General features: G+C 53.3%; 14 protein-coding genes and 2 pseudogenes. 8 read left to right on the top strand and 8 right to left on the bottom strand.

All coding sequences use genetic code 11. The features are described from left to right. Positions 1–21 precede the first annotated feature (21 nt). The 4 genes from AO068_RS07470 to AO068_RS07455 all read right to left on the bottom strand — a co-directional run bounded on the left by AO068_RS07470 (position 22) and on the right by AO068_RS07455 (position 4,346). The gene (locus AO068_RS07470) at positions 22–1,047 is read right to left on the bottom strand and encodes a TRAP transporter substrate-binding protein (RefSeq protein ID WP_058400534.1); all 1,026 of its coding nucleotides are present in this window, start codon (positions 1,045–1,047) and stop codon (positions 22–24) included. 56 nt (positions 1,048–1,103) lie between these two features. Beyond that, positions 1,104–2,003, bottom strand: a complete 900-nt coding sequence (locus AO068_RS07465) for a glucurono-1,5-lactonase (protein ID WP_058408021.1) — start codon at positions 2,001–2,003, stop codon at positions 1,104–1,106. A gap of 55 nt (positions 2,004–2,058) precedes the next feature. After that, complete coding sequence (locus AO068_RS07460) at positions 2,059–2,886, bottom strand: NAD-dependent epimerase/dehydratase family protein (RefSeq protein WP_058408020.1); 828 nt, start codon at positions 2,884–2,886, stop codon at positions 2,059–2,061. 191 nt (positions 2,887–3,077) lie between these two features. After that, complete coding sequence (locus tag AO068_RS07455) at positions 3,078–4,346, bottom strand: OprD family porin (protein ID WP_058400537.1); 1,269 nt, start codon at positions 4,344–4,346, stop codon at positions 3,078–3,080. Between the two features lie 464 nt (positions 4,347–4,810). Between AO068_RS07455 and AO068_RS07450 the strand changes: the two genes are divergently transcribed. Next, positions 4,811–5,575, top strand: coding sequence for an SDR family NAD(P)-dependent oxidoreductase (locus tag AO068_RS07450; protein ID WP_058408019.1), 765 nt, complete (start codon positions 4,811–4,813; stop codon positions 5,573–5,575). Positions 5,576–5,713: 138 nt separating this feature from the next. On the opposite strand, the gene AO068_RS29660 is transcribed toward AO068_RS07450, so the two are convergent. Together AO068_RS29660 and AO068_RS29655 are read right to left on the bottom strand one after the other, a co-directional pair. Further along, a complete protein-coding gene (locus AO068_RS29660; protein ID WP_404944461.1) occupies positions 5,714–6,418 on the bottom strand; it encodes a methyl-accepting chemotaxis protein in 705 nt (234 codons plus the stop codon). Positions 6,419–6,616: 198 nt separating this feature from the next. Continuing rightward, positions 6,617–7,501, bottom strand: a pseudogene (locus AO068_RS29655) (methyl-accepting chemotaxis protein); the annotation flags it as partial. Between the two features lie 513 nt (positions 7,502–8,014). Here AO068_RS29655 and AO068_RS29650 point away from each other — a divergent pair. Together AO068_RS29650 and AO068_RS29645 are read left to right on the top strand one after the other, a co-directional pair. Then, positions 8,015–8,989, top strand: a pseudogene (locus tag AO068_RS29650) (cache domain-containing protein); the annotation flags it as partial. A 45-nt stretch (positions 8,990–9,034) separates the two neighbouring features. Next, on the top strand, positions 9,035–9,895 hold the full coding sequence (locus tag AO068_RS29645) for a methyl-accepting chemotaxis protein (protein WP_369812069.1): 861 nt from the start codon (positions 9,035–9,037) through the stop codon (positions 9,893–9,895). Between the two features lie 151 nt (positions 9,896–10,046). On the opposite strand, the gene AO068_RS07435 is transcribed toward AO068_RS29645, so the two are convergent. After that, positions 10,047–10,310: a hypothetical protein gene (locus tag AO068_RS07435; protein ID WP_058400541.1), complete on the bottom strand. Its 264-nt coding sequence runs from the start codon at positions 10,308–10,310 to the stop codon at positions 10,047–10,049. A gap of 300 nt (positions 10,311–10,610) precedes the next feature. On the opposite strand from AO068_RS07435, the gene AO068_RS07430 reads away from it, so the two are divergent. Both AO068_RS07430 and AO068_RS07425 read left to right on the top strand, forming a co-directional pair. After that, positions 10,611–12,110 (top strand): ATPase domain-containing protein, encoded by a 1,500-nt coding sequence (locus AO068_RS07430; protein WP_058408017.1) that lies wholly within the window; start codon positions 10,611–10,613, stop codon positions 12,108–12,110. Next, positions 12,100–14,184 (top strand): hybrid sensor histidine kinase/response regulator, encoded by a 2,085-nt coding sequence (locus AO068_RS07425; RefSeq protein WP_058408016.1) that lies wholly within the window; start codon positions 12,100–12,102, stop codon positions 14,182–14,184. The genes AO068_RS07430 and AO068_RS07425 overlap by 11 nt, the downstream gene beginning before the upstream one ends. Before the next feature lie 425 nt (positions 14,185–14,609). Here AO068_RS07425 and AO068_RS07420 read toward each other — a convergent pair whose 3' ends face one another. Then, on the bottom strand, positions 14,610–15,572 hold the full coding sequence (locus AO068_RS07420; protein ID WP_017704921.1) for an HNH endonuclease signature motif containing protein: 963 nt from the start codon (positions 15,570–15,572) through the stop codon (positions 14,610–14,612). An 800-nt stretch (positions 15,573–16,372) separates the two neighbouring features. Between AO068_RS07420 and AO068_RS07415 the strand changes: the two genes are divergently transcribed. The 3 genes from AO068_RS07415 (at position 16,373) to AO068_RS07405 (ending at position 21,915) form a co-directional block, all read left to right on the top strand. Then, positions 16,373–18,985 carry an AAA family ATPase gene (locus tag AO068_RS07415; RefSeq protein ID WP_058408015.1) on the top strand — a complete coding sequence of 871 codons (2,613 nt, stop codon included), beginning with the start codon at positions 16,373–16,375 and terminating at the stop codon, positions 18,983–18,985. Between the two features lie 252 nt (positions 18,986–19,237). After that, the gene (locus AO068_RS07410) at positions 19,238–20,365 is read left to right on the top strand and encodes a DUF4238 domain-containing protein (RefSeq protein ID WP_058408014.1); all 1,128 of its coding nucleotides are present in this window, start codon (positions 19,238–19,240) and stop codon (positions 20,363–20,365) included. Positions 20,366–20,442: 77 nt separating this feature from the next. After that, complete coding sequence (locus AO068_RS07405) at positions 20,443–21,915, top strand: DNA/RNA helicase domain-containing protein (RefSeq protein ID WP_058408013.1); 1,473 nt, start codon at positions 20,443–20,445, stop codon at positions 21,913–21,915. Positions 21,916–22,215 lie beyond the last annotated feature (300 nt).

The raw sequence follows: 22,215 nt of genomic DNA, 5'->3' as shown, positions 1-22,215 counted from the left end.
GCGCAGCATAATCGGACAGGCTTATTGGGCCGCTTGGGTGCTCGGTGCAGCCAGTGCCGGATTGGTCTGGACCGCTTCGATGCGGCTGATCAAATCCTTGTAGGGCGCACCGAATTTGTCACGCACCGGCTGGGTGGCGTCGTAGAAGGCTTTCTTCTGCTCCGGCGTCAGGGTGATGAACTCCACGCCTGCTGCCTTGAGCTTGGTTTCGGCATCGGCTGACGACTTGTCCCACAGAGCGCGCTCTTCCATCTGAGCTTCACGCGCGAGCTTTTTCACCAGAGCCTGTTGCTCCGGCTTGAGCTTCTCCCAAGTGGCTTTCGCCATCACGATGGGCTCGGGCAGAATCAAGTGCTCGGTAATCGTGAAGAACTTCGCGTTCTGGTAGTGGTTATGCTGGTAATAGGTCGGCGGATTGTTTTCCGCGCCATCGATCACGCCGGTCTGCAGCGCGCTGAAGATTTCGCCGGTGGCCATGGCGATGCCGTTGCCGCCCATGTCGTTGATGGTTTCGATGAATACCGGGTTGCCCTGTACGCGGATTTTCATGCCTTTGAGGTCGGAAATCTGGCGTACCGGTTTCTTCGTGTACAGGTTGCGTGTGCCGCCATCCATCCAGGCCAGCGCGACCATGTTGAATTGCGAGTTGGTGATCTTGTCGAGAATTTCCTGGCCGATCTCGCCGTCGATAATCGTGCGCATGTGCGCTTGATCACGGAACACGAACGGCAGGTTGAAGACGTTGACGTCCGGTACGACCGGGCCGACGATGCCCAGGCTGACGCGAGTCATCTGCACGGCACCACTCTGGACCTGTTCAACGACTTCCTTCTCGGAACCGAGCACGCCACCCGCGTACATCTTGAAACTGATCTCGCCCTTGGACTGTTCTTCGAGTTTCTTGCCCATGTTCTGCTCCGCCACGACCGGCGCGTAGCCTGCGGGGTGAACCTCGGCGAACTTGATTTTGACTTCTGCCTGGGCCATGCCTGACACGCAGAAGGCCAACGGAAGTGCAGCGATGAGAAGCTTGCGTTTGAAATCCATGGATATCTCCGATGTTGTTATTTTTGGTCGAGCTATGGGATTTTCGGTGGGCACTGTCAGCCCTGAAACACGGGTTCCTCCAGGCCTTTGACACCAGGGCGCAAAGCGAACAGACCACCGGCGAATGGCTGGTCGCTGATATCGCCACCCGGGCGAATGGACGTTACGAACAAGGTCTCGAGATCGGGGCCGCCAAAGGCGCACATGGCCGGTTTTCTGACCGGCACGACCAGCGAGCGGTCGAGTTTGCCGTTGGGCGTAAAACGGTGGATCAGGCCCGCGTCGTTGCCGCAGATCCAGTAGCAGCCATCGGTGTCGATTGCTGCACCGTCGGGGCGGCCCAGGTGGTGGTTCATGTCCACGAACAGGCGACGGTTGTGCGGCGTACCGCTATCGGTGTCGTAATCGAAAGCCCAGATCTGCTGCACGCTGGGATGCGAGTCGGACAGGTACATGGTCTTGCCGTCCGGGCTGAACGCCAGGCCGTTGGGGACAATGAAGTCCTTTAAATGGGCATCGAGTGTCTTCTGCCCGGCGCTGTAGCGATACATCGCACCTACCACTGCGCCTGCTGCCATGTCCATCAGCATGGTGCCGGCCCAGAAGCGTCCTTGCCGGTCGCATCGGCCATCGTTGAAGCGCATGCCTGTCTGTGCGTGTTCGACGCTAGCCAGAAGAGTACTGATCAGGCTGCCGTTTTTCTGGTTGCCGTCTTCTATGGGCTGCAGATGATAAATGCCGTCTTCCATCCCGGCTATCCAGCCGCCGCGGCTGTCGGCCGCGATGCAGGCCAGCATCTGCGGCGCTTTCCAGGTGCGTATGCTGCCGTCGGCGAAACTCCAGCGCTGCAGCGTGCCTTTCGGAATATCTACCCAGTACAACGCCTGGTCACGTGCGCTCCAGACCGGGCTTTCGCCTGTGGCGTTTTGTGCATCGACAATCAGTTCGGCATCCATGACAGGTCGTATCTCCAACGTCTGCAAGCAGAGTTCTTCAACAGGTAGGGGCTGTTTATTGATCGCCGAAGGGGCCTGAGGCCACAAACGCACCGCCCTGATAAACCATCGCCGGGTCGTCGGCCGCAGGCTCCGGCTGGGCTTCAACCTTGGCGCGGAAAACTTCCGAGCTGTCCTTGGGGGCGTAGTCCAGTTTGCTGGCGAAGCGGTTGTCCCACCATACGGTTTTGTTGTCCGAAACACCGTAGATCACGGTATGGCCAACGTCTGGCGCGTACAGGGAGCGCTCGATCAACTGGGTCAGGTCGCCATAGCTCAGCCAGGTGCTCATCATTCGACGGTTCTGCGGTTCAGGAAACGACGAGCCGATGCGGATGCTGACGGTTTCGATGCCGTAGCGATCGAAGTAGAAGCTGGCCATGTCTTCGCCGTATGACTTGGATAGACCGTAGTAGCTGTCCGGGCGGCGAGGGGAGTGTGCGTCGATGGTCTCGGTCTGCTTGTAGAAACCGATTACGTGGTTGGAGCTGGCGAAGATCACGCGTTTTACGCCATGACGACGGGCCGCTTCGTAGATGTGGAACACACCGCAGATGTTGGCACCGAGGATCTCCTCGAAGGGGCGTTCGACTGACACACCGCCGAAGTGCACGATCGCGTCGACGCCTTCGACCAGTTGGTGCACGGCGTTCTTGTCGGCCAGATCGCAGACCTGAACTTCTTCACTGTCGTCGACTGCCGGTACCATCTCGACAATGTCGGACAGTCGCAGCACTTTTGTGTAAGGGCGCAGTGTTTCGCGCAAGACCTTGCCCAAGCCACCTGCCGCACCGGTCAGCAGGAGGCGATTGAAGGGAGTTTGAGTGGTATGAGCCGATGCCATGAGAAAAGTCCCGATTGTTATTTTTGTCATCTGTTGTCGTATGACTTGCCGAATTATCGGCACCGCATACGCTGATTGTCAACGCGGCCAAAGTATAAAAAAGACCTGTATGCCCGCCTGTGCGAACACATTTGTAACAAGGCAAAACCTGCCCCTGCAGACGAGCTTTCAGGCAGGCTTTGCCACAGGTATCAGAGCAGCGAAATAGGGTAGCTGATGAACACGCGGTTCTCGTCGAACTCGTTGGTGCTGAAGTCGCGACGCAGGCTGGAGTTGCGCCATTTGACGTTCAGGTTCTTGAGCGCACCGCTTTGTACGGTATACGCCAGTTCAGACTCCCGTCCCCATTCCTTGCCGTCGGTGATGTTGCCGGTATGCACATTGTCGCCGCTGATATAGCGGTTCATCAGGGTCAGGCCGGGTACGCCGAGCACCGCGAAGTTATAGTCATGGCGCAACTGCCAGGACTTCTCCCTGGCGTTGTCGTAGCTGGAGTTATAACTGTCGTTGGCCAGCGTGCCGCCGCTGGTGCCGTTGACGCGCATCCATGCGGTATCGCCGGTGAGCTTTTGCAGGCCGACATAGAACGTGCTGCCGCCATAGCGGGCCGAGAGCAGTGCGTAGGCGGTCTTGTTGTCGAGGTCGCCGGCCAGTTTGTTTCCGTCTTCCTTGCCGATGAAGTAACCCAGGTTAGCCCCCAGGGTCCAGTCGCCGAGCGGCTGGCTATGCAGCAGGTTGAAAAACTGCTGCTGATAGATGTCCTGCAGCTCCGAGTACCAGACACCTACCTGGGTACGCTTGTCGTTGAAGACATACTCGCCACCGCCGAAGTTGAAGCGATCGGAGGTGAACGCGCCTCGTCCGTTCATCGACATGTCTTCCATGCTGGCATCGTTGCGCGGGCTATTGCCACGGAATTGCCCGCCATACAGCGTCAGGCCGTCGATCTCCTTGGACGTCACCTGGCCACCGCGGAACGTCTGCGGCAACGAACGACCGTCATCGGAGCGCAGAATCGGCAGCACCGGCATCCATTCGCCGACTTTCAGTTCGGTTTTGGAAACCCGCGCTTTGCCTGCAACGCCCAGACGGCCGAAATCATCGGCTGGGCGACCGTCGCTGTGGATCGGCAGCAACTGAGTGCCCCCGGTGCCTTTGCCGCCATCGAGCTTGAGCGAATACAGGCCCAGCACGTCAACCCCGAAACCGACCACGCCCTGGGTGAAGCCCGACTTGGCGTCGAGAATGAAGCTTTGTGTCCATTCCTCGGCTTTGTTCTGCGGCGCTGCGCTGTTGGGAAAGGCCGGGTTGGTGAAGTTGCGGTTGAAGTACGCATTACGCAGCGTAAGTGTGGCTTTGGTATCGTCGACGAACCCTTCTGCCATGCCGAGCATCGGGAAAATCAGTGCCATGCCGCCAACACCCAGCAGGATGCGTGAGCGGGAAGTGTGAGATGTCATTATTGTTTTGCTCCCTCGTTTATCGAAACCGTCCTCTTTTCTGGCCACGCGCAAGCAGCAGCCGACACCTTTGAGGATTACGTGATGCCTGTTGCCAGGCATGGCCTCGACCGACAGACGGCCGAGTACCGTTCGCCATGTATCAGCGAATGTTGTGAATCTGAAAGGATGTCGGGTGCTGCGAAACGGCCGGAATAGATGAGGCTTTGATAATCGGTGGCGCAGACGTACAGACGAGAGTTTTCATGGTTGGCCCAGTCTTGTTTTTATTTTTGGCGTTATAGGTTGTCGTACAACCGCAGTGATATTTGCAGCGCAGTCTCGATTTGTCAACGCGCTGCTAGTCGAGGTTTACCGATTCACCTGATTTTAACCCCTCATAAAGCAGTGAATGATTTTGACTGAACGCTGCGTGCAACCGGGCAGTCCACCTCATAACCCCATTATTTTTTTGGAGCTGCTGCATGAATCGTTTTACCCAGAAAGTTGTTGTCGTGACCGGGGCCGGTTCCGGGATCGGCGAAGCTACCGCCAAGCGTTTTGCCCAGGAAGGTGCAAGCGTTGTACTGGTAGGCCGTAATCGCGACAAGCTGGAAAAAGTCGCCGCGCAACTGTCGGGCGAAGGTCATTTGGTCCGTGCTACCGATGTGGCGGACCCAAGCGATGTGGAAGCGCTGTTCAAGGAAGTCGCCACGCACTTTGGGCGTCTGGATGTGCTGGTCAATAACGCCGGTATCGTCAAATCCGGCAAAGTCACCGAGTTGGGCGTAGACGACTGGAAAGAACTGATGTCAGTGGACCTGGATGGCGTGTTCTATTGCACCCGTACCGCCATGCCGGCGCTGATCGCCAGTAAAGGCAACATCATCAACGTCTCGTCGGTTTCCGGCCTGGGCGGCGACTGGGGCATGAGCTTCTACAACGCGGCCAAAGGCGCAATCACCAATTTCACCCGTGCGCTGGCGATGGACCACGGTGCCGACGGTGTGCGCGTCAACGCCGTCTGCCCGTCACTGACTCGCAGCGAGCTGACTGAAGACATGCTCGGCGACAAGGCACTGATGGCCAAATTCATGGAGCGCATCCCGCTGGGACGTCCAGGCGAAGCTGAAGATGTCGGCGATGTCATCGCCTTTCTGGCAAGTGAAGACGCACGCTTCGTGACTGGCGTGAATTTGCCGGTGGATGGCGGATTGTCAGCGTCCAACGGACAGCCGCCGCAGGCTTGATGCCGTCGACGAAGGTCATATGCCCGCAGCCCGGAAACGTTCCGGGCTGCTTCGCTATGTTGAATTCAAACCTGTTTTTACACCTGCCTGAAACAAACAAGCCCGGCAAAAGCCGGGCTTGAAGGTTGTTGCGGAATATCAGATCCGGAAGTGGCTGACCATCGTCTGCAACTGCCCGCCAAGGCGTGCCAGTTCGACGCTGGAGGCAGCGGTTTCTTCGCTGGCCGAGGCGGTTTGCTCGGACACATCGCGGACATTGATGATGCTGCGGCTGATTTCCTCGGCTACAGCACTCTGCTCTTCGGCTGCGGCAGCGATCTGCTGGTTCATTGCCTGAATGTTGGAGACTGTCTCGGTGATGCTGCCCAGCGATGTACCTGCCTGACGGCTGAGCTGTACGCTGCTGACGGTCAGTTCGCGGCTGCTCAGCATGATGCTGGAAACCTGACGCGTACCGCTTTGCAGGGCTGCAACCAGCGTTTCAATCTCGACTGTGGACTGCTGCGTGCGTTGTGCCAGGCCGCGGACTTCGTCGGCAACTACGGCAAAACCACGTCCGGCTTCCCCGGCGCGGGCCGCTTCGATGGCTGCGTTAAGGGCCAGCAGGTTGGTTTGTTCGGCCACAGCCTTGATGACGTCCATGACCTTGCCGATCTTGTCGCTTTCCTGCTCCAGCTGGTTCATGGCATCGGCCGAGCGACCCACTTCGTTGGCCAGACGCTCGATCTGCACAATCGCTTCGCCCACGACCTTGTCACCGTCGCGCGCTTCGCGGTCGGCGTTGGACGCTGCCTGCGAAGCCTGTTCGGCGTTACGCGCCACTTCTGCAACCGTGGCCGACATCTCATGCATGGCGGTCGCCACCTGGTCGGTTTCGACTTTCTGGCTGTTGACGCCGGCGCTGGTCTGCTCGGTAACCGCTGACAGCTCTTCGGCAGCACTGGCGATCTGCACAACGCTGTCGCGGATACCGCCAATCAGCTCGCGCAAGGTGCTGCCCATGCGTTGAATGCCTTGCTGCAGAACGCCCAACTCGTCACGACGAGTGACTGCCAGAGTCTGGGTCAGGTCGCCGGATGCAATACGGTCGACCACTGCCAGGGTTTCCTGCAGGGGGCGGGTAATCTGCCGGGTGATGATCACTGCTGCAATCATGCCCAGAATAATTGCCAGCAGCGTACAGGTGATCTGCGTGGTGCGAGCCTGTGCGCTTTCTTGATCGCGACGATCCAGTTGCAGTTGGTACATGGCTTCGCTGATCTTGACGATATCCTGGCCCTGTACGGTCATCTCCTTGCGAGCCTGAGCGATGTCGGCAGTTGCGGCCTTGAAGCTTTGCAGGGCTTTTCGGTACGCGGCCAGCGAGGTTTCCAGCTGCTTGAGCTGATCAGCCTGGGTGCCGCTGAACGTCGTTTTCAGCGTATCCAGATCCTTGATGGCAGAATCCAGCCTTGCAACGGCGGTCTGTTCAGTTTCGGCCGTAGGGTTGGTGGTGTAGCCACGCACCTCATAACGCGCGAGCCTGAGGTTTTCCTTTGCGTCGGTGACGATCTGGTATTGCTCGAACCGATTGGCATCGGCAGGGTCCATTTTTTTCACTTCAGCCTGAAGCAGCTCAAACACATCAACGCTTTTGCCGGCATACGTGGCCAGCTCGTCACGCGCCACAATGCTTGCCTTGTACCCGCCGCGCATGTTGTTCAGGGACTTCTGGTAGTCAGCAATCACCACTCCCAGTTGCTCGAGCATTTTTACGTTTTCGGGGCTTTTGAACGAGGTCAGCAGCTTTTGCTGATAGTTCTTGAAGCCGTCCAGCGAGACCTGAACGGTTTCGGCGACTTTCTCGTCACCGTCAGCGACCATGTATTGCAGACGGGTAACACGCAGCTTGGTCAACTGGGAGTTGAGCGAAGTAATGTCACTCATCCAGTTGCTGCGATTGATCAGTCCGCTCATGCTGGTCCAGCCAGTCAGCGCAAGAATCGCAGTAAAAACAAGTACTAGACCGAAACCGAGGGCCAGTTTCATATTGACGCTGATGTTTGCAAACCAGCTACTCATTGAATTCTCCAACAACAGCCATTTAAAAGCAGTAGAGCCCCTGAAAGGCATGGCATACAGGTCAGGGGCGGGGTGTGTTATACAGACACTATCGGCAGGTGGTGGCCAAGCTGAAATAAAAAAAAGAGAAAGTTTCAAGACGCTTGAAATACGTTTTCAAGCCCTATCGTCTGCGGAGACGAACCGCTATAAAGAACCGCTGAAAAGACTGAAATAGAGCGCCGCCTTTCATAGGGTGCGGCAAAATATTGTCTATGCTCGCGACAGTGGAAACCTTATCCGCTTCAGGTTCATTGCTTTTTGCAGTGCGTGACATTTTTATGTCACAAGTTGCTCTGGCCTCTGAACCTTCTTCCCGTCACGTTGAGATGCCTTGTCATGAATTTGAAGTTTCGTCATAAAATTCTTCTGGCTGCGGCCGGTGTTGTGGTGTTGGCCTTTGCCTTGTTCACCCTGTACAACGACTACCTGCAACGCACCACCATCAATCAGAACCTTGAGTCCTCGGTGAGCCAGGCGGGTCAGTTGACAGCCAGCAGCGTGCAGAACTGGCTGAGCGGACGCATTCTGGTGCTGGAAAACCTCACCCAGAACGTAGCCTTCCAGGGCGTAAACTCCGATCTGAGCGGGCTGGTGTCGCAGTCTTCGCTGGTGTCGACCTTTCAGTTCACCTACGTCGGTGACAGCAAAGGTGCGTTCACCCAGCGGCCCAATGTCGATATGCCGGCGGGTTACGATCCGCGTCAGCGGCCTTGGTACAAGTCCACCGTCGACGCCGGTAAAACCATTCTCAGCCCGCCTTATCTGGCTTCCGTGGGCGGCCTGGTGGTGACTATCGCCAGCCCGGTCAAGACTGCAGGCCAGATAACCGGCGTGGTCGGTGGTGACCTGAGTCTGGACACGCTGGTCAAGATCATCAACTCGGTGGAGTTCGGCGGGCTCGGTTACGCCTTTCTGGTCAGCGGGGACGGGCAGATCATTGTCAGCCCGGACAAGGAACAGGTGATGAAAAACCTCAAGGACGTCTACCCAGGCCAGACCCTCAGCCTGGACGCGCGCCTGCGTGAGGTTACGCTCAATGGCCAGCAGAGGCTGCTGTCGTTTACCCCGATCACCGGGCTGCCTTCGGCCGACTGGTACATTGGACTGTCGATCGACAAGGACAAGGCTTACGCACCGTTGAGCCAGTTCCGCAGCTCCGCGATGGTCGCCGTGCTGATTGCGGTGGCCGTGATTGCCTTGCTGTTGAGCCTGTTGATCCGTGCGCTGATGCGGCCGTTGACCGACATGGGCCGTGCGATGCAGGACATCGCCCAGGGCGAGGGTGATCTGACCCGCCGTCTGCGCATTCAGGGCAAGGACGAGTTCGCCGAGCTGGGTGGCTCGTTCAATCAGTTCGTGGAGCGCGTGCACGCGTCCATTGCGGAAGTCTCCTCCGCAACGCTGCAGGTGCATGACCTGTCGCAGCGAGTGGTCAACTCCTCCAACTCTTCAATCGTCGGCTTTGACGAGCAGAGCGCCCGTACCAACAGCGTTGCCGCTGCGATCAACGAACTGGGTGCGGCCACTCAGGAGATTGCTCGCAACGCCTCGGACGCTTCGATTCAGGCCAGTGAGGCCCGCACCCAGGCTGAAGACGGTCAGGTGGTGGTCGAAAAAACCATCCACGCCATGAGTACGTTGTCCGCCAAAATCAGTGACTCGTGCACACAGATCGAGCAGCTCAACGCCAGTACCGACAACATCGGCCACATTCTGGATGTGATCAAAGGCATCTCCCAGCAAACCAACCTGCTGGCGCTCAACGCTGCCATCGAAGCGGCCCGCGCGGGTGAAGCCGGACGCGGTTTTGCCGTGGTGGCCGACGAAGTGCGCAACCTTGCGCATCGCACGCAGACATCGGCCGATGAAATTCACAAGATGATCGGCGGCCTGCAGACAGGGTCTCAGCATGCCGTGCTCAACATGAACGAAAGCCAGGTGTCGAGTCAGGAAAGTGTCGAAGTTGCCAATCAGGCGGGCAGTCGTCTGCGCGATGTAACGCGCCGCATCGGTGATATCGATGGCATGAACCAGTCAGTTGCCGCGGCCACGGAAGAGCAGACCGCGGTTGTGGAAACACTCAATATCGATATCAACCAGATCAACACACTTAATCAGCAAGGTGTGGCCAATCTTAATGAAACCCTCAAGGATTGTGCTGCGCTTTCGCAACAAGCAGGTCGTTTGAAGCAACTGGTCGACAGCTTCAAGATCTGACCGTACATCCAGTGACAGAGGCCGGGCCCTTTATACGGGGCCCGGCTTTTGCGGCAGGTAATCTGCAAGCGATAGTGTGAGTGTTTTAGCGGGTTCGCTGAACCGCCCCACATCGTCCGACTATAAAAGCCTGCTCAGTGGCAGGCTTTTTTTACAGATCTTTTTTAACCTCTTTATCGACGTGCTTGTCAGCCTTGTGACGCTCCTTGTCATCATGCTTTGCACCTTTGTCGACCTCGTCAGCATCGTGCTTGACGCCCTTGTCCACTTGTTTGGCGTCATGATCAACACCTTTATCCAGCTCACGGTTATCGTGTCGGACGCCCTTTTCCAGCTCACTCTCTGCAAAGGCCGCGGGCACCACAGCGCCAGCGAGGAAGAGAGCGGCAGTCATTGAGAGTACGAGTTTGCGCATGCTTTGCTCCTTGTGAAAAATGCTGGCCCCTCATGAACCATCATTTTCGAGCATAGACCAGGCAGACGACGTTGAAGGCGCTGATTCAGCTTTCCAGCTTAAGCACCGACAGTGCGAATAAACTGCGGAATATAGCGTCATTGCATATTCACGAGAGCTATCGATTTTAATTGACGAAATCTTTTTTCGCTTAAAGTTCAATTTATTTTGAAAAAGGTTCATCTGCCAATGGCGCAGCTTTGAGGGGAGCCCCATACTGCAGGGCCTGCACGTGCTCTCACATTATTCCTTGAGGCTAAAATGAAGCTACCTCGCCCGATTGTCTCAACTGGCAATGCCGGATTTGACTCGATCCTTAAAGGTGGTCTGCCAAACAACAGGCTTTATTTACTCGAGGGCACGCCTGGAGCAGGCAAGACGACGCTGGGTCTCCAGTTCTTGCTCGATGGGGTCAAGGCCGGCGAGCCTGTCTTGTACATCACGCTTTCAGAAACCAGCGAAGAGCTTGAAAGCGTCGCTCACTCACATGGCTGGTCATTAAACGGCATTGATTTGTTCGAGTTTTCCTCAACGGAGGAAGTGCTGGGCGATGAGTACGAGCAGTCTATCCTGCATCCGTGGGAGGCGGAGCTGGGCGATACCATCAAGCTTATTCAGCAGCGAGTCGATAAGCTTCAGCCCAGGCGGCTAGTCTTCGACAGTCTTTCCGAGATGCGGCTCCTGGCTCAGGATCCTCTGCGTTATCGTCGCCAGGTGTTGGCGCTCAAGCAATATTTTGCAGGTCGGGACATCACGGTCCTGCTTGTGGACGATCTCACGGCTTCCACGGGTGAACGAGATAACCATCTTCACAGCTTATGCCACGGAGTGATCACGCTTGAGAGGCTGACGCTGGATTTCGGTGCTGCCCGCAGACGACTTCAGGTGCAAAAACTACGAGGCGTTGACTTCGTTGCAGGCTTTCACGACTTCACGATTCGCAGAGGCGGGTTGGAGGTGTATCCGAGGTTGATTGCGGCCACTCACCATGTCCCATTCAAAGCGGAGCCTGTGCCTAGCGGCGTGAAGGAACTGGATGACTTGTTGGTCGGTGGCCCGCTCAGGGGAACCAGTACCTTGGTCACAGGGCCTGCTGGCTCTGGAAAGACCACCGTAACCCTTGCCTATCTGGCGGCAGCCTGCGCACGAGGTGAAAAATGCACCATCTACGAATTCGATGAGCGCATCGCTACTTTGATCTCCCGGGCGGACAGCATGGGCATGGAGCTAAGTCGCCACGTATCGAGCGGTCAGTTGATCATTCAACAAATCGATCCTGCCGAGATTTCTCCCGGGGAATTTGCGTGGCGGGTTCGCACAGAGGTCGAAGAGCGCGGGAGTACCATGATCGTTGTTGATAGCCTTAACGGCTACATGGCGGCGATGCCGCAGGAACAGCAACTGATCTTGCAGATGCACGAGTTGCTTTCATACCTGAGCCAACTGGGTGTCGTTACTTTCTTGATCAACCCTCAGCATGGTCTGGTAGGGTCGATGTCAACCAACCTGAATATTTCCTATGTCGCGGACTCTGTCATCCTCATTCGCTTCTTCGAGGCGCAAGGGCGTCTGCGCAAAGCCATCTCTGTTCTGAAACACCGCACCGGAGCCCATGAGGACGCGATTCGCGAACTCCGGATTGATTCCAAGGGTATTCGTGTCGGTGCACCATTAGTCGATTTTCGCGGCGTCTTGACGGGTACTCCAGAGTATTTCGGTGCCAACCTTCCGCTGATGGAAGAGCGAAAGCGTGGCGACTGAACAATTATCTGAAAGCAAGACCCTGATGGTTGTGGCGCCGTTCAAGGGCGATGCGATCAGCCTTGGTAAACTGCTTGGCGATATTTACCCCGTTCAAGCCCACCACGACCTGACCTCGCTTTCAATTGCCCTGGGTGAAAGCACCGGCCTGGTGATACTCACGGAAGAGAGCCTTTCCGGGGATGTGCTGAGTTTCGGAAACGCTTTGGACCTGCAACCGGGATGGTCGGAGATCCCTGTCATCTTGCTCGCGTCGAATAAAGGGCGTTCTGGGCGAGACACCGAGATGGCCAGGCGCAGGCTGCCAAAATCGGCAGGACATGTAATCGTTCTGGAGCGCCCTCTCAGCTCGGCCTCGTTATTGAGCGCGATCGCCGCAGCCTGGCGAGCACGTGAGCGTCAGTTCGAGATGCGCCAAAGTCTCATTCAATTGGCTGAAGAACGAACCCGGTTGCAGATCCTGCTCGAAAACATCCCGGTTGGAGTGTGCTTCATGGACACTCAAGGGACCTCCCTGGTAAGCAATCCTTTGTATCGCCAATATGTGCCGGAGAATGTGATCCCTTCCAGGCAGCCAGATGGTGCCGCACGCTGGGTAGGGCTCGATGCGCAAGGTCAGCGCCTGGAGCCCGTCATGTTCCCTGGTGCCAGGGCATTGAGAGGGGATGCGGCAACCGGCGTGGACTTTTATCATCGCCAGGATGGAGGTGGGGAGTCATGGATGCGTGTCAGTGCTGTGCCTCTGTATGACGAAAAGCACCACATAATTGGTGCGGCCTCCGTCATCGTCGATATCAACGACGAAAAACAGGCTGAGCTGAATTTACGCAGGTTCAATGAAGAACTAGAGGTTCAAGTCAAAGCCAGAACGCAAGAGCTGAACGCTGCGGTTGAGCAGCTCAAGGCCGAGAGTGAAGAGCGAGCCCGCGCCGAAGAGCAGTTACGACAGTCCTTGAAGATGGAAGCCGTAGGTCAATTGACCGGCGGAATCGCTCACGACTTCAATAATATGCTGACCGGGGTGATCGGCTCGCTTGATCTGATCAAGCTCCGAATGGCCCGGGGGCGATTTGAGGGCGTTGAGCGATTCATGGACGCCGCACTCGTTTCAGCCCAAAGGGCCGCGTCACTCACTCATAGATTGCTGGCGTTCTCCCGACGCCAGTCCCTTGATGAAAAAGCGGTGTCGGTCAATAAACTCATCAATGCTCTTGCCGACCTGCTGCAGAAAACAGTCAATGAAAAAATCATTATCAGGTTCGATTTGAGTCGCGAAGATCCCTGGATTTTTGCAGATGCCAACCAATTGGAAAACGCCGTACTCAATTTGGTGATCAACGCGCGAGACGCCATGCCGCATGGCGGTGAGTTAACCATTGCTACGTGCGTGGAACAGGACGATCAGTACGACCCTTTACGGCATGTGTGCGTGCAGGTGCGCGATACAGGGCATGGTATTCCCAAGGATATGCTGGATAAGGTAACCGAGCCTTTCTTCACAACCAAGCCTATTGGTCAAGGTACCGGCTTGGGGCTATCGATGGTTTATGGGTTTGCCAATCAAAGTAATGGACGTCTTTCAATCGAAAGCACAGTCGGAGTCGGGACGACCGTTTCAATCTGTTTGCCCAAACATAAGCAAGTTGAATCGGACCCACCGTTTACTTCCCCGGAATTCAGCACGGGGCAGGGCCAGGTTATTCTTCTGGTCGAAGATGACGACTCTGTGCGTTTGATCAACCAGGAGGTTCTGGAGGAGCTTGGATACCGGGTTCACGTCGCACGTGACGGCGAAGAGGCCTTGAGGGTTTTCAACGACCTGGAAAAGGTCGACTTTCTGCTCACGGATGTCGGGTTGCCAGGAATGAACGGTCGTCAACTGGCCGAAATTCTCCAACAATTCAGGCCGCGCCTGCCGGTTTTATTTCTGACAGGGTATGCGGAGGGCGCGTTGACCAGGGCTGACTTTCTCGGCCCCTATATGCAGCTCCTGACGAAGCCCTTCACACTGGAGTCGCTTGCCATCAGGGTGGCGAGCATGCTGGAAGGCGATGTGAGTGCGGTTCTGGAGTAGGCGTTCCGGCATACGTCTGTAGCCAGTCGGTGAACATGCTTCGTGTCGTTAACCTGTTACCCACTTCCCGGTTCAATTTTTATTGAAGCATTGGAGAGGGCATACACGGTAGCGATGGCTAGGGGCAGGTCCGGGTGGAATCCCGAAAACAAGAAAGCCCGCACGGGCGGGCTTCTTGTTGAATGACAGGCTTCAGCTGAAATCTGTCATTCGGTACTTGGTTACACAGTCATTTGAACCTGGTTTTTAAGCTTTTGTTTTTAAAGAGTTTTATTCCATTTTTTTCGGGCGGGCATACAGGTGGGCATACACGCTGCATCCTTGTGATTAGTGCATTCATCATCAGATGATCACAGAACTAGGCTTTCAGGCGGCGCTGAGTCCGTAATTTTCGTCGGATAAGCATAGGGTGCTTTACCTCAGTCTCAGGACGAAGACCTTGCGATTTCTTTTCGTAAATCGCAAGCCAGTGCAAAGTCGCCCTCCGCATCGGCAAGCAGCGCCATAAGCATCAAGTTGCCAGATTTACCTATCTCGTCTTTTTTGCTGAAAAGTAGATCATTCAACTCTGTGAACCAGCCCAGCTCCTGCAATGCCCTAACCTGCCACCACGTCTCTCCCTGCTCGGTTGACTCTCTGTAGGCGGCTTTGAGTAAATCCTCAATTAGATTCTCTTCCATGAACTCCTTTATGTAAAAGGCAGCAGAGAACCAGCTCTTATTTTGCAGCGAGTCATTGATACCTTGAATGTACTTCTGAGCTGCCTCTAGTCTACGTCCTACAGCCCGTAGTGCTCTGGCATGTTGCTCATAATCATCCCTGCCTATAAAAGCTGCCAAGTGATCGTCAATTATTTCTTCTGGTACAAGGTCTGGCCGTTCCTGTAAGTTGCCGCGTAAGAAGAAAATAGAGTCGGGAGATGCTCCTTCGCTTATTGCAAGATCTATGTATTTATCCCTGAGTTCTGTATTGCCAATACCATTGTAATGAATTGCCAAGAGCTCTAGTTGGCCAGTTTCACGGTATATTTCAGCAATGCTCGTGATAAGTTCAAGGTCTATCGCATGACCGCCTGGCTGTAATTCTCGGTTTGCTTCAGAGGTCGCTCGGTCGGTAGCGACTATTCGTAACCAATCGTTTCTATATAGTATTACTTGGTCTGCATCTAATTTTCGATCGAAGCCTCCGCGAATCTGGGTTTCACGATGGCAATCAAAGCAGAGAGTCGAAAGGTTAAGTGCCAGATTGTTAGATGGGTTTTCATCTATGTGGTGAATCTGTACAGGTTTACCCTTTGTTCTGCAGACGCAACAAGTTCGATCAGATAAGAACAACACCTGCGCTGCAAGATCCGTAGGGATGGGTATTCTTTTTTTCTTCCTTGTCATTTTTGACTATCACTCTGTTTTTCGTTTGCTGAGGCATAGCACTATCTTCGTCCTGTGTCACCAGAAAAATATAGCATTTCTCTACACCTGAAAAGGCAAAAGAATCAGTAGCGATGCTACAGCTCCGATCATCGCATGGGGCGGAGATTTGTGTAGATTCGGCAGCTGCTGATCGGTCCGCGTTGGTTGAGAGTTGACATTTTGAGCCGCGGGTCAGTAGCTCAAGGAATGAATACACGTGTTCACCATCCGATGGGATGAGTTCACTAAGCTGTGAAACCTTCGACTACTCGAGATGCGCGGGTTCCCTACCCCGTATACGTCTCATTTGCTCAGGGTCCCCCGGCTCGCGCTTGAGTCTCTCCGCTGGGGGAACTCAATGCCCACGGGGGGTGGGGCAGACTTTATAAAAAAATAGTGTGTAACCAGTGTTACAAGTGTAACGCTACCAGTCAAGCTATTGATTTTGTTGAATAAATATCGCGCTACACTGCCTGAGCTTTTCCAAGCTTTGAGGTGTAGCATTTACGAATAGTGTAACGTTTTCGGCACTTCTGCTGAGTCAAGCAGGGCGCGCCAACAGGCGGACAGAACGGTGCAAGTGGGCCCGTTAACGCCAGTGGCTGCCACCCACGAATGTCTGCTTTCGGCCAATAGCTGTCTCTCATGGACCGCCCTACCGACTAGCAGTAGGGCAAGGTTGCGCATCTTCCTGATTTTCACTAGACATATAGGTAGCAAATTGCCACTCTGTGCAGTGTTGATAGATATGCGTAGCGCTACGCCAAGGAAGAGGCAGGATGGCAATTATTCAGGAAATCCACGCATGGTCTAAAGGATTAACTGCGTGGCAGCAAGATGCGATTGCTCGGCTCTATCAAGATCGCACGCTCACTGCTGCTGACTTGGACGACCTCTATGCGTTGGCCAAGGCCGAGGCGGGCATCTCAGATCCAAATGACCGGAAACCCAAGAAGCTTGAGGACGCACAAGTCGCTCCGCCCGTTGATCCAGCTCGATTAGTTCAACTAGCTGCGATCAAGAATCTCGTGAACGTTAATGCCTTAGCTAACGGCGGCAGCGTTCCGATCGCATTGACGGGCCTGACTGTCATCTATGGGGAGAACGGCGCTGGTAAGTCGGGCTACTCCAGGGTATTCAAGCATGCGTGTCGTGCGAGAGATCGGCGCGAGCCCATACTTCCTAACGCAAACTTGGACCCCAAGACTGCCGGTGTCGCCCAAGCGGTATTCGAGGTTCTAATCGACGGTGTTACTACCGACCTCCCTTGGCAATACGGTGTAGCGGCACCTGAGCCGCTTTCGGATATCTCAATCTTTGATACCCACTGTGCCCGTGCTTACATCGATAACCATGGCGACTTCGCTTACGCCCCATACGGGTTGGATATCTTGGAGGGATTGGCCGGCGCCTGTAACAAGCTCAAGTTGCGTGCGACACAAGAGAAGACCGCGAATGCTCCAAGTGACGCAGCGTATGCCGCACTTGCGAAAGAGCAGACAACGGTAGCCGCCACGTTGCTAGGTATTCCAACCAAGACTAATCATGAGCACATCGAGGCCTTGGCCACGCTCAGCTTGGCTGAGCAAGATCGACTTATCCTGTTGACCCAAACCCTTGCCGAAGCTGATCCGAAGCAAAAAGCCCAAGCATTGCGCCAAAAGGCAACGCGCCTCTCAGGATTGAAGAACCGTATCGCGTCAGCAATTGCGTTGATCGGCGATGAAAAGGTCAATCAGCTCAGAGAGCTAATTGATAATTCGAAAGCGGCAAAAGCCGTAGCGCAGCTAGCTGCTGGCGAGTTCAAAAAGACTCCAGGTCAACTTGCTGGCACTGGTGGTGAAGAGTGGAAAGCTCTGTTTGAGGCGGCCCGAGCTTTTGCCGAAGTTTGCCATCCTGATCATGAGTTCCCGACAGTTCCTGAAGACGCCGAATGCCCACTTTGTCAGAACCGACTTGGCGAGGAAGGGGCCAAGCGACTGGTTCAGTTTGACACCTTCATCAAGCAAGCTGCTGAGAGGGCTGCGAAGGACGCTCGCGACACTGCAGCGACAGCATACAGGGCGGTTCAAAGCGCCGCCTTGGACGTAATGTTCCGCGATGGTTTGGTTGAGGAGTTGACGGACATTGATCCGGTGCTCGCGGCCGAATGCTCATCAATGCAGGAATGCCTGCACACTCGTCAGAATTTGATTCTGCGGGCCGCTGCGGCCGAACTTCGGTGGGAGGAGGTGTTGGCGTTGCCGGCCGACCCACGACCGAACTTAGCGGTCATCACTGAAGGTCTACAAAATCAAGCTGCAGCGCTAGAGGCCACTGCTGATGAGACAGTCCGGGCTGAAATGGCTACGGAGAAGCGAGAGCTTGATGCACGGTTACGCCTGGGCGAGGTTAAGGACGCTGTTTTGGAAGCAATCGCCAAGCATGAGGTCTGTCGCAAACTTCAGGCATGCATTGATGGTTTGGACACGAGAGCTATTTCGAGAAAGTCAACCGAGCTCTCACGGACGACGGCCAGCCAAGACTTGGCGGACGCTCTCAACGAAGAACTCAAACGCCTCAAGGTGCATCAGCTTCAGGTGGTGATGAAGCCAGAGTCTCCTGCGGGCAAGGCTCAATTCAAGCTGGTCTTGCAACTGCCTGGAGGGGGAACCCCTGGAGCCATTCTCAGTGAGGGGGAGCAGAGAGCTATTGCTATCGCCTCTTTCCTTGCGGAGATCAAGCTTGGCAAGGGGCGTGGTGGAGTTGTTTTGGATGACCCCGTTTCATCGCTAGATCACCGCCGTCGTTGGGAGGTGGCGGAGCGTTTAGCTATTGAGTCGCTCACTCGGCAGGTGATCATCTTCACCCACGACATCTATTTCCTCTGCATTCTGGAGCAGAAGGTTGAGGAGCTCGGGGATGCACTGACCAAGAACTACATTCGCCGAACCGCGCAAGGCTATGGTGTCCACTCGCAGGATCTACCATTCGACGTCGTGGGCACCAAGGACCGTCTAGCCAGACTTCGACAAGCGTTGGTAGAGGTTCGTAGAGCGCAGAAGGACGGAGACGACGATGAGCATCGTCGTTTGACCGCTACATGTTACGGTAAACTACGTCTTGCCTGGGAGCGGTGTGTAGAGGAAGTGCTGTTGAACGGTGCGGTCCAGCGATTCGGCGAGGGTGTATCGACACAGCGTCTCAAGTCTGTAGTTGTGACTGATGACGATTGTCGAGAGATTGATATCGGCATGACCAAGTGCTCCAAGTTCGAGCATGACGCGGCGACGGCCGTTGGAAGGCTACCGACGCCAGAGCCTGATGAGCTAGAACAGGACATCGAGAGTTTGGCCACATGGAGAACGGCTTTGGAAAAACGCTTGAAAGAAACAGCCAAAGCTAGGGGCTGAATTGAAACATCTTCGAGCGACGGGAGGGCCAGAGCGAGCGTCGACAAATGACGGCTATTGGCCGACTTCTGCCCGTCGCTACCGACTACAGCCGACCATTAGCTACCTGTCGGCTAAGTAATGATGTGATGGCTATAACAGTCTTTTTTATGTGTTTATATGGAAACTGTATGACTAAGATAATTTCATGTCGTCTTCAGCGCTTACCTGCTAATGGTAAAATAAACGCGCGACAACACTAAGGCCTTATTTATGCCCGCTAATAAAAAGCACCATTATGTGCCAAAATTCTATCTAAAAAACTTTTCGCAAAACTCCCTATCAATAAATATTTACAATATTTCTCGTGATAAAACTATAAATAATGCAAATCTGAAAAATCAGTGTTACAAAGATTATTTTTATGGAAGGGACGACAAAGTCGAAAAGGCTCTAGGGGGAATCGAAGGTGCCGCATCTGAAATATTCAGAGAAATAATAAGAAATCAATCAGCGCCACCGCCTTTGACCAAAGAATATATGCAATTGATTTTGTTTGTCTTAATTCAGCACAGTAGAACTACGCACGCAGTAGATGTTCTGAACGAAATGACAGACAAGTTTGCAAAAAAAATGCTAGCCACTGAAAAATCACTGGACTTACAAGACCTTGATAGGATCAAAGTGTCAATTACTGACGCAGGTGTATTCTCGGTAGCTACTGCAACTTCAGGGCTGCACTTTGTTCTCGATCTTAAGTGCAAAATTCTGATAGCGAAAGAGGGGGCGGAGTTTATAACGTCCGACAATCCAGCAGTATTGTATAATCAACTATTTGAAAGTATTGATTATATGAGTGCTATTGGTCTGTCGTGTAAAGGGTTGCAAGTTTTTCTACCTATATCGCCAACCATCCTACTACATTACTACGACTCTGATTGTTATAAGCTTGGGGATCGAAAATCCAACGCAGTTCGCATCACAGAACTCCGTGATATGGACAGCCTTAACCTGCTTCAGTTGGTAAATGCGAGCGAAAATATATATTTCTCGGACGCGCAAAAGTCTCGTGTTTCCATGTTGAAGGCTGCGTCTTCTTTACGCCCAATCAGTAAAACAAATATTTCGAGCCACGTTAACTGGGAGACAGATACTCAGCGATCCGAGCTCTGGGTGTCATCAAAAAAATCAAATAAGACAAGTCTATCATTAGACTGCGTAAAAATTCTGGACAAAGCGCGGGCCTTTGTAAAGGATCTGTCACAGCAAAAAACTCACCCGGCATTAATTGTAAGAGATCCAGCGTTAATGGAACTTGATCTCAAATACCGTAAATCGCTAAAAGAAGGTAAGAAAAATGTGAGTTTTTTTGAGTTCTTAAAAAGCGACGAATTGGGCTAGTACTAGATCTGGGCAACTAAGAGACATTGCGCAGATGTTGTACAGAATATTTGCTGGGAATTGAATAGGGACATAGCATGAAGCATATCAATCTCATGTCGTTGGTTCAGGCAAGTGACTCGTTGGCGCCATTGAGCTTTAATAGCCTTTTGAGTTTTCATGACATAAAGATAAAAATGGCCGAAATAACGGACCTGAAGAACCTTTTGAAAGCTCTTTATGCTTTACCATGCACCATAAGCATGCTTGATGCTTTTTATGTTGGTTATAAGATACCTCAGATAGGGAAAGAGTTTGATTTGCTGAGGTTTGGAACAAACTTCATCGTCAATATCGAGCTGAAAAGTAGTTGCTCAGAAGAAAAAGTAAGGGATCAGCTTATTAGAAATAAATATTATTTGGCTGGTACAGGAAGGCAGGTATATAACTTTTCATACGTATCGGATGTGTCTGCTTTGTATTACCTCCAAGACGATGAAGTTCTTGTCAGAGTAGACCCTGTTGAACTGAGGAACGTTATAAGTCAGCAAGAGATCAATCGGTCGGTGGTGGTTGATGATCTGTTCGAGCCCTCAGATTATTTGGTTTCTCCTTTTAACTCTACTCGCAGGTTTTTAAATAATGAGTATTTTTTGACTCATCAGCAGGAAGAGGTCAAAAAGCTGATTCTACAGAGCTTGGCTGTTCCTAAGGCTGCAAGATTTTTTAGTGTGGTTGGTAGTGCGGGCACAGGAAAAACCTTGCTTATATACGATATTGCAAAGCAGCTTATTAACAATGCAAAAAAAACCCTTCTCATACACTGCGGGTATTTGAATGCAGGGCAGCACGAATTAAACGGAAATGGTTGGACCATTGTTCCAATTAAGCAATACCGCCACTACAATTTGGAGGACTATGATCTGGTCATTGTTGATGAGGCGCAACGTCTAATGGAGTGGCAGTTTAATGACATTGTTGCCAAAAATAATGCTGCATTTGGTGGATGCATTTTTTCTTATGACAAAATGCAAACACTATCGAATTCCGAGGTGATCGCGGACTTAGATGGAAAAATAAGCTCCGTCAAGGGGCTGATCCCTCACAGATTATCAGAAAAGATTCGCACCAACAAAGAGATCGCCAACTTCATTAAGGCTCTATTTAATAATTTCAGGAAAGTCGATCTTTCGAGCAAAAGTAATATCGAAGTGAGCTATTTCAAAAATTTGGAGGATGCTAGGTTTTATCTTTCCGGGTTGAGTTTTTCTGGGTGGGAGGTTATAAGGTTTACCCCTTCTCAATATAATAAGGAGCATCACTCTGAGTACTTTGCACAACCCAATAAAACTTCGCATGAGGTGATTGGTCAAGAATTTGATAATGTGGCTATTACAATTGATCGGTTTTTTTCTTACGACGCAAAGGGTGAGCTGAGCTACAAGGGTGGTACGTATTATCATGCTTCTAAAATGCTATTCCAAAACATTACGCGTGCGCGGAAACGGTTAAATATTGTGATAATTGATAATGAACAAGTGTTGAATAGATGCATAGAAGTACTGCGGTAGTAATGCCCGCTGTCGCGAGATGTGGTAATAACCTACCGCCTGATCGTCGGTTCGGGGCAAACTCAAGCAGGTCAGCAAGATCAGTATCCCTGCCTTGTTCATACAGTAGCGCGTTTTAGCGTGCGCGTTTGCCGATTTATATGGGGCTTTTTAATACGTTTTACTTTAGAAGGGGACGCGTCATCTTGAGTAGCCTGATAGATTATGGCTGTGTCCTTGTCGACTGGCTCTCGGTCGGGAGCGAGCGTTCGTCAGTGGCTGCTCTTGAGCTAAAGCGGTTTTCCAATTTTGCTATAAAAA

Origin of the sequence: Pseudomonas sp. ICMP 3272, assembly GCF_001466905.1 — a bacterium.
Lineage (GTDB): Bacteria > Pseudomonadota > Gammaproteobacteria > Pseudomonadales > Pseudomonadaceae > Aquipseudomonas > Aquipseudomonas amygdali.
The sequence above is the reverse complement of the archived record's forward strand: the minus strand, read 5'-3'. Positions and strand labels throughout refer to the sequence as shown.

Coding starts and splice junctions, on each gene's coding strand:
- AO068_RS07415 (WP_058408015.1), top strand. CDS start 16,373: ATGGCAATTATTCAGGAAATCCACGCATGGTCTAAAGGATTAACTGCG.
- AO068_RS07435 (WP_058400541.1), bottom strand. CDS start 10,310: ATGCGCAAACTCGTACTCTCAATGACTGCCGCTCTCTTCCTCGCTGGC.
- AO068_RS07430 (WP_058408017.1), top strand. CDS start 10,611: ATGAAGCTACCTCGCCCGATTGTCTCAACTGGCAATGCCGGATTTGAC.
- AO068_RS07470 (WP_058400534.1), bottom strand. CDS start 1,047: ATGGATTTCAAACGCAAGCTTCTCATCGCTGCACTTCCGTTGGCCTTC.
- AO068_RS07410 (WP_058408014.1), top strand. CDS start 19,238: ATGCCCGCTAATAAAAAGCACCATTATGTGCCAAAATTCTATCTAAAA.
- AO068_RS29660 (WP_404944461.1), bottom strand. CDS start 6,418: ATGTCGGCCACGGTTGCAGAAGTGGCGCGTAACGCCGAACAGGCTTCG.
- AO068_RS07420 (WP_017704921.1), bottom strand. CDS start 15,572: ATGACAAGGAAGAAAAAAAGAATACCCATCCCTACGGATCTTGCAGCG.
- AO068_RS07455 (WP_058400537.1), bottom strand. CDS start 4,346: ATGACATCTCACACTTCCCGCTCACGCATCCTGCTGGGTGTTGGCGGC.
- AO068_RS07460 (WP_058408020.1), bottom strand. CDS start 2,886: ATGGCATCGGCTCATACCACTCAAACTCCCTTCAATCGCCTCCTGCTG.
- AO068_RS07450 (WP_058408019.1), top strand. CDS start 4,811: ATGAATCGTTTTACCCAGAAAGTTGTTGTCGTGACCGGGGCCGGTTCC.
- AO068_RS07465 (WP_058408021.1), bottom strand. CDS start 2,003: ATGGATGCCGAACTGATTGTCGATGCACAAAACGCCACAGGCGAAAGC.
- AO068_RS07405 (WP_058408013.1), top strand. CDS start 20,443: ATGAAGCATATCAATCTCATGTCGTTGGTTCAGGCAAGTGACTCGTTG.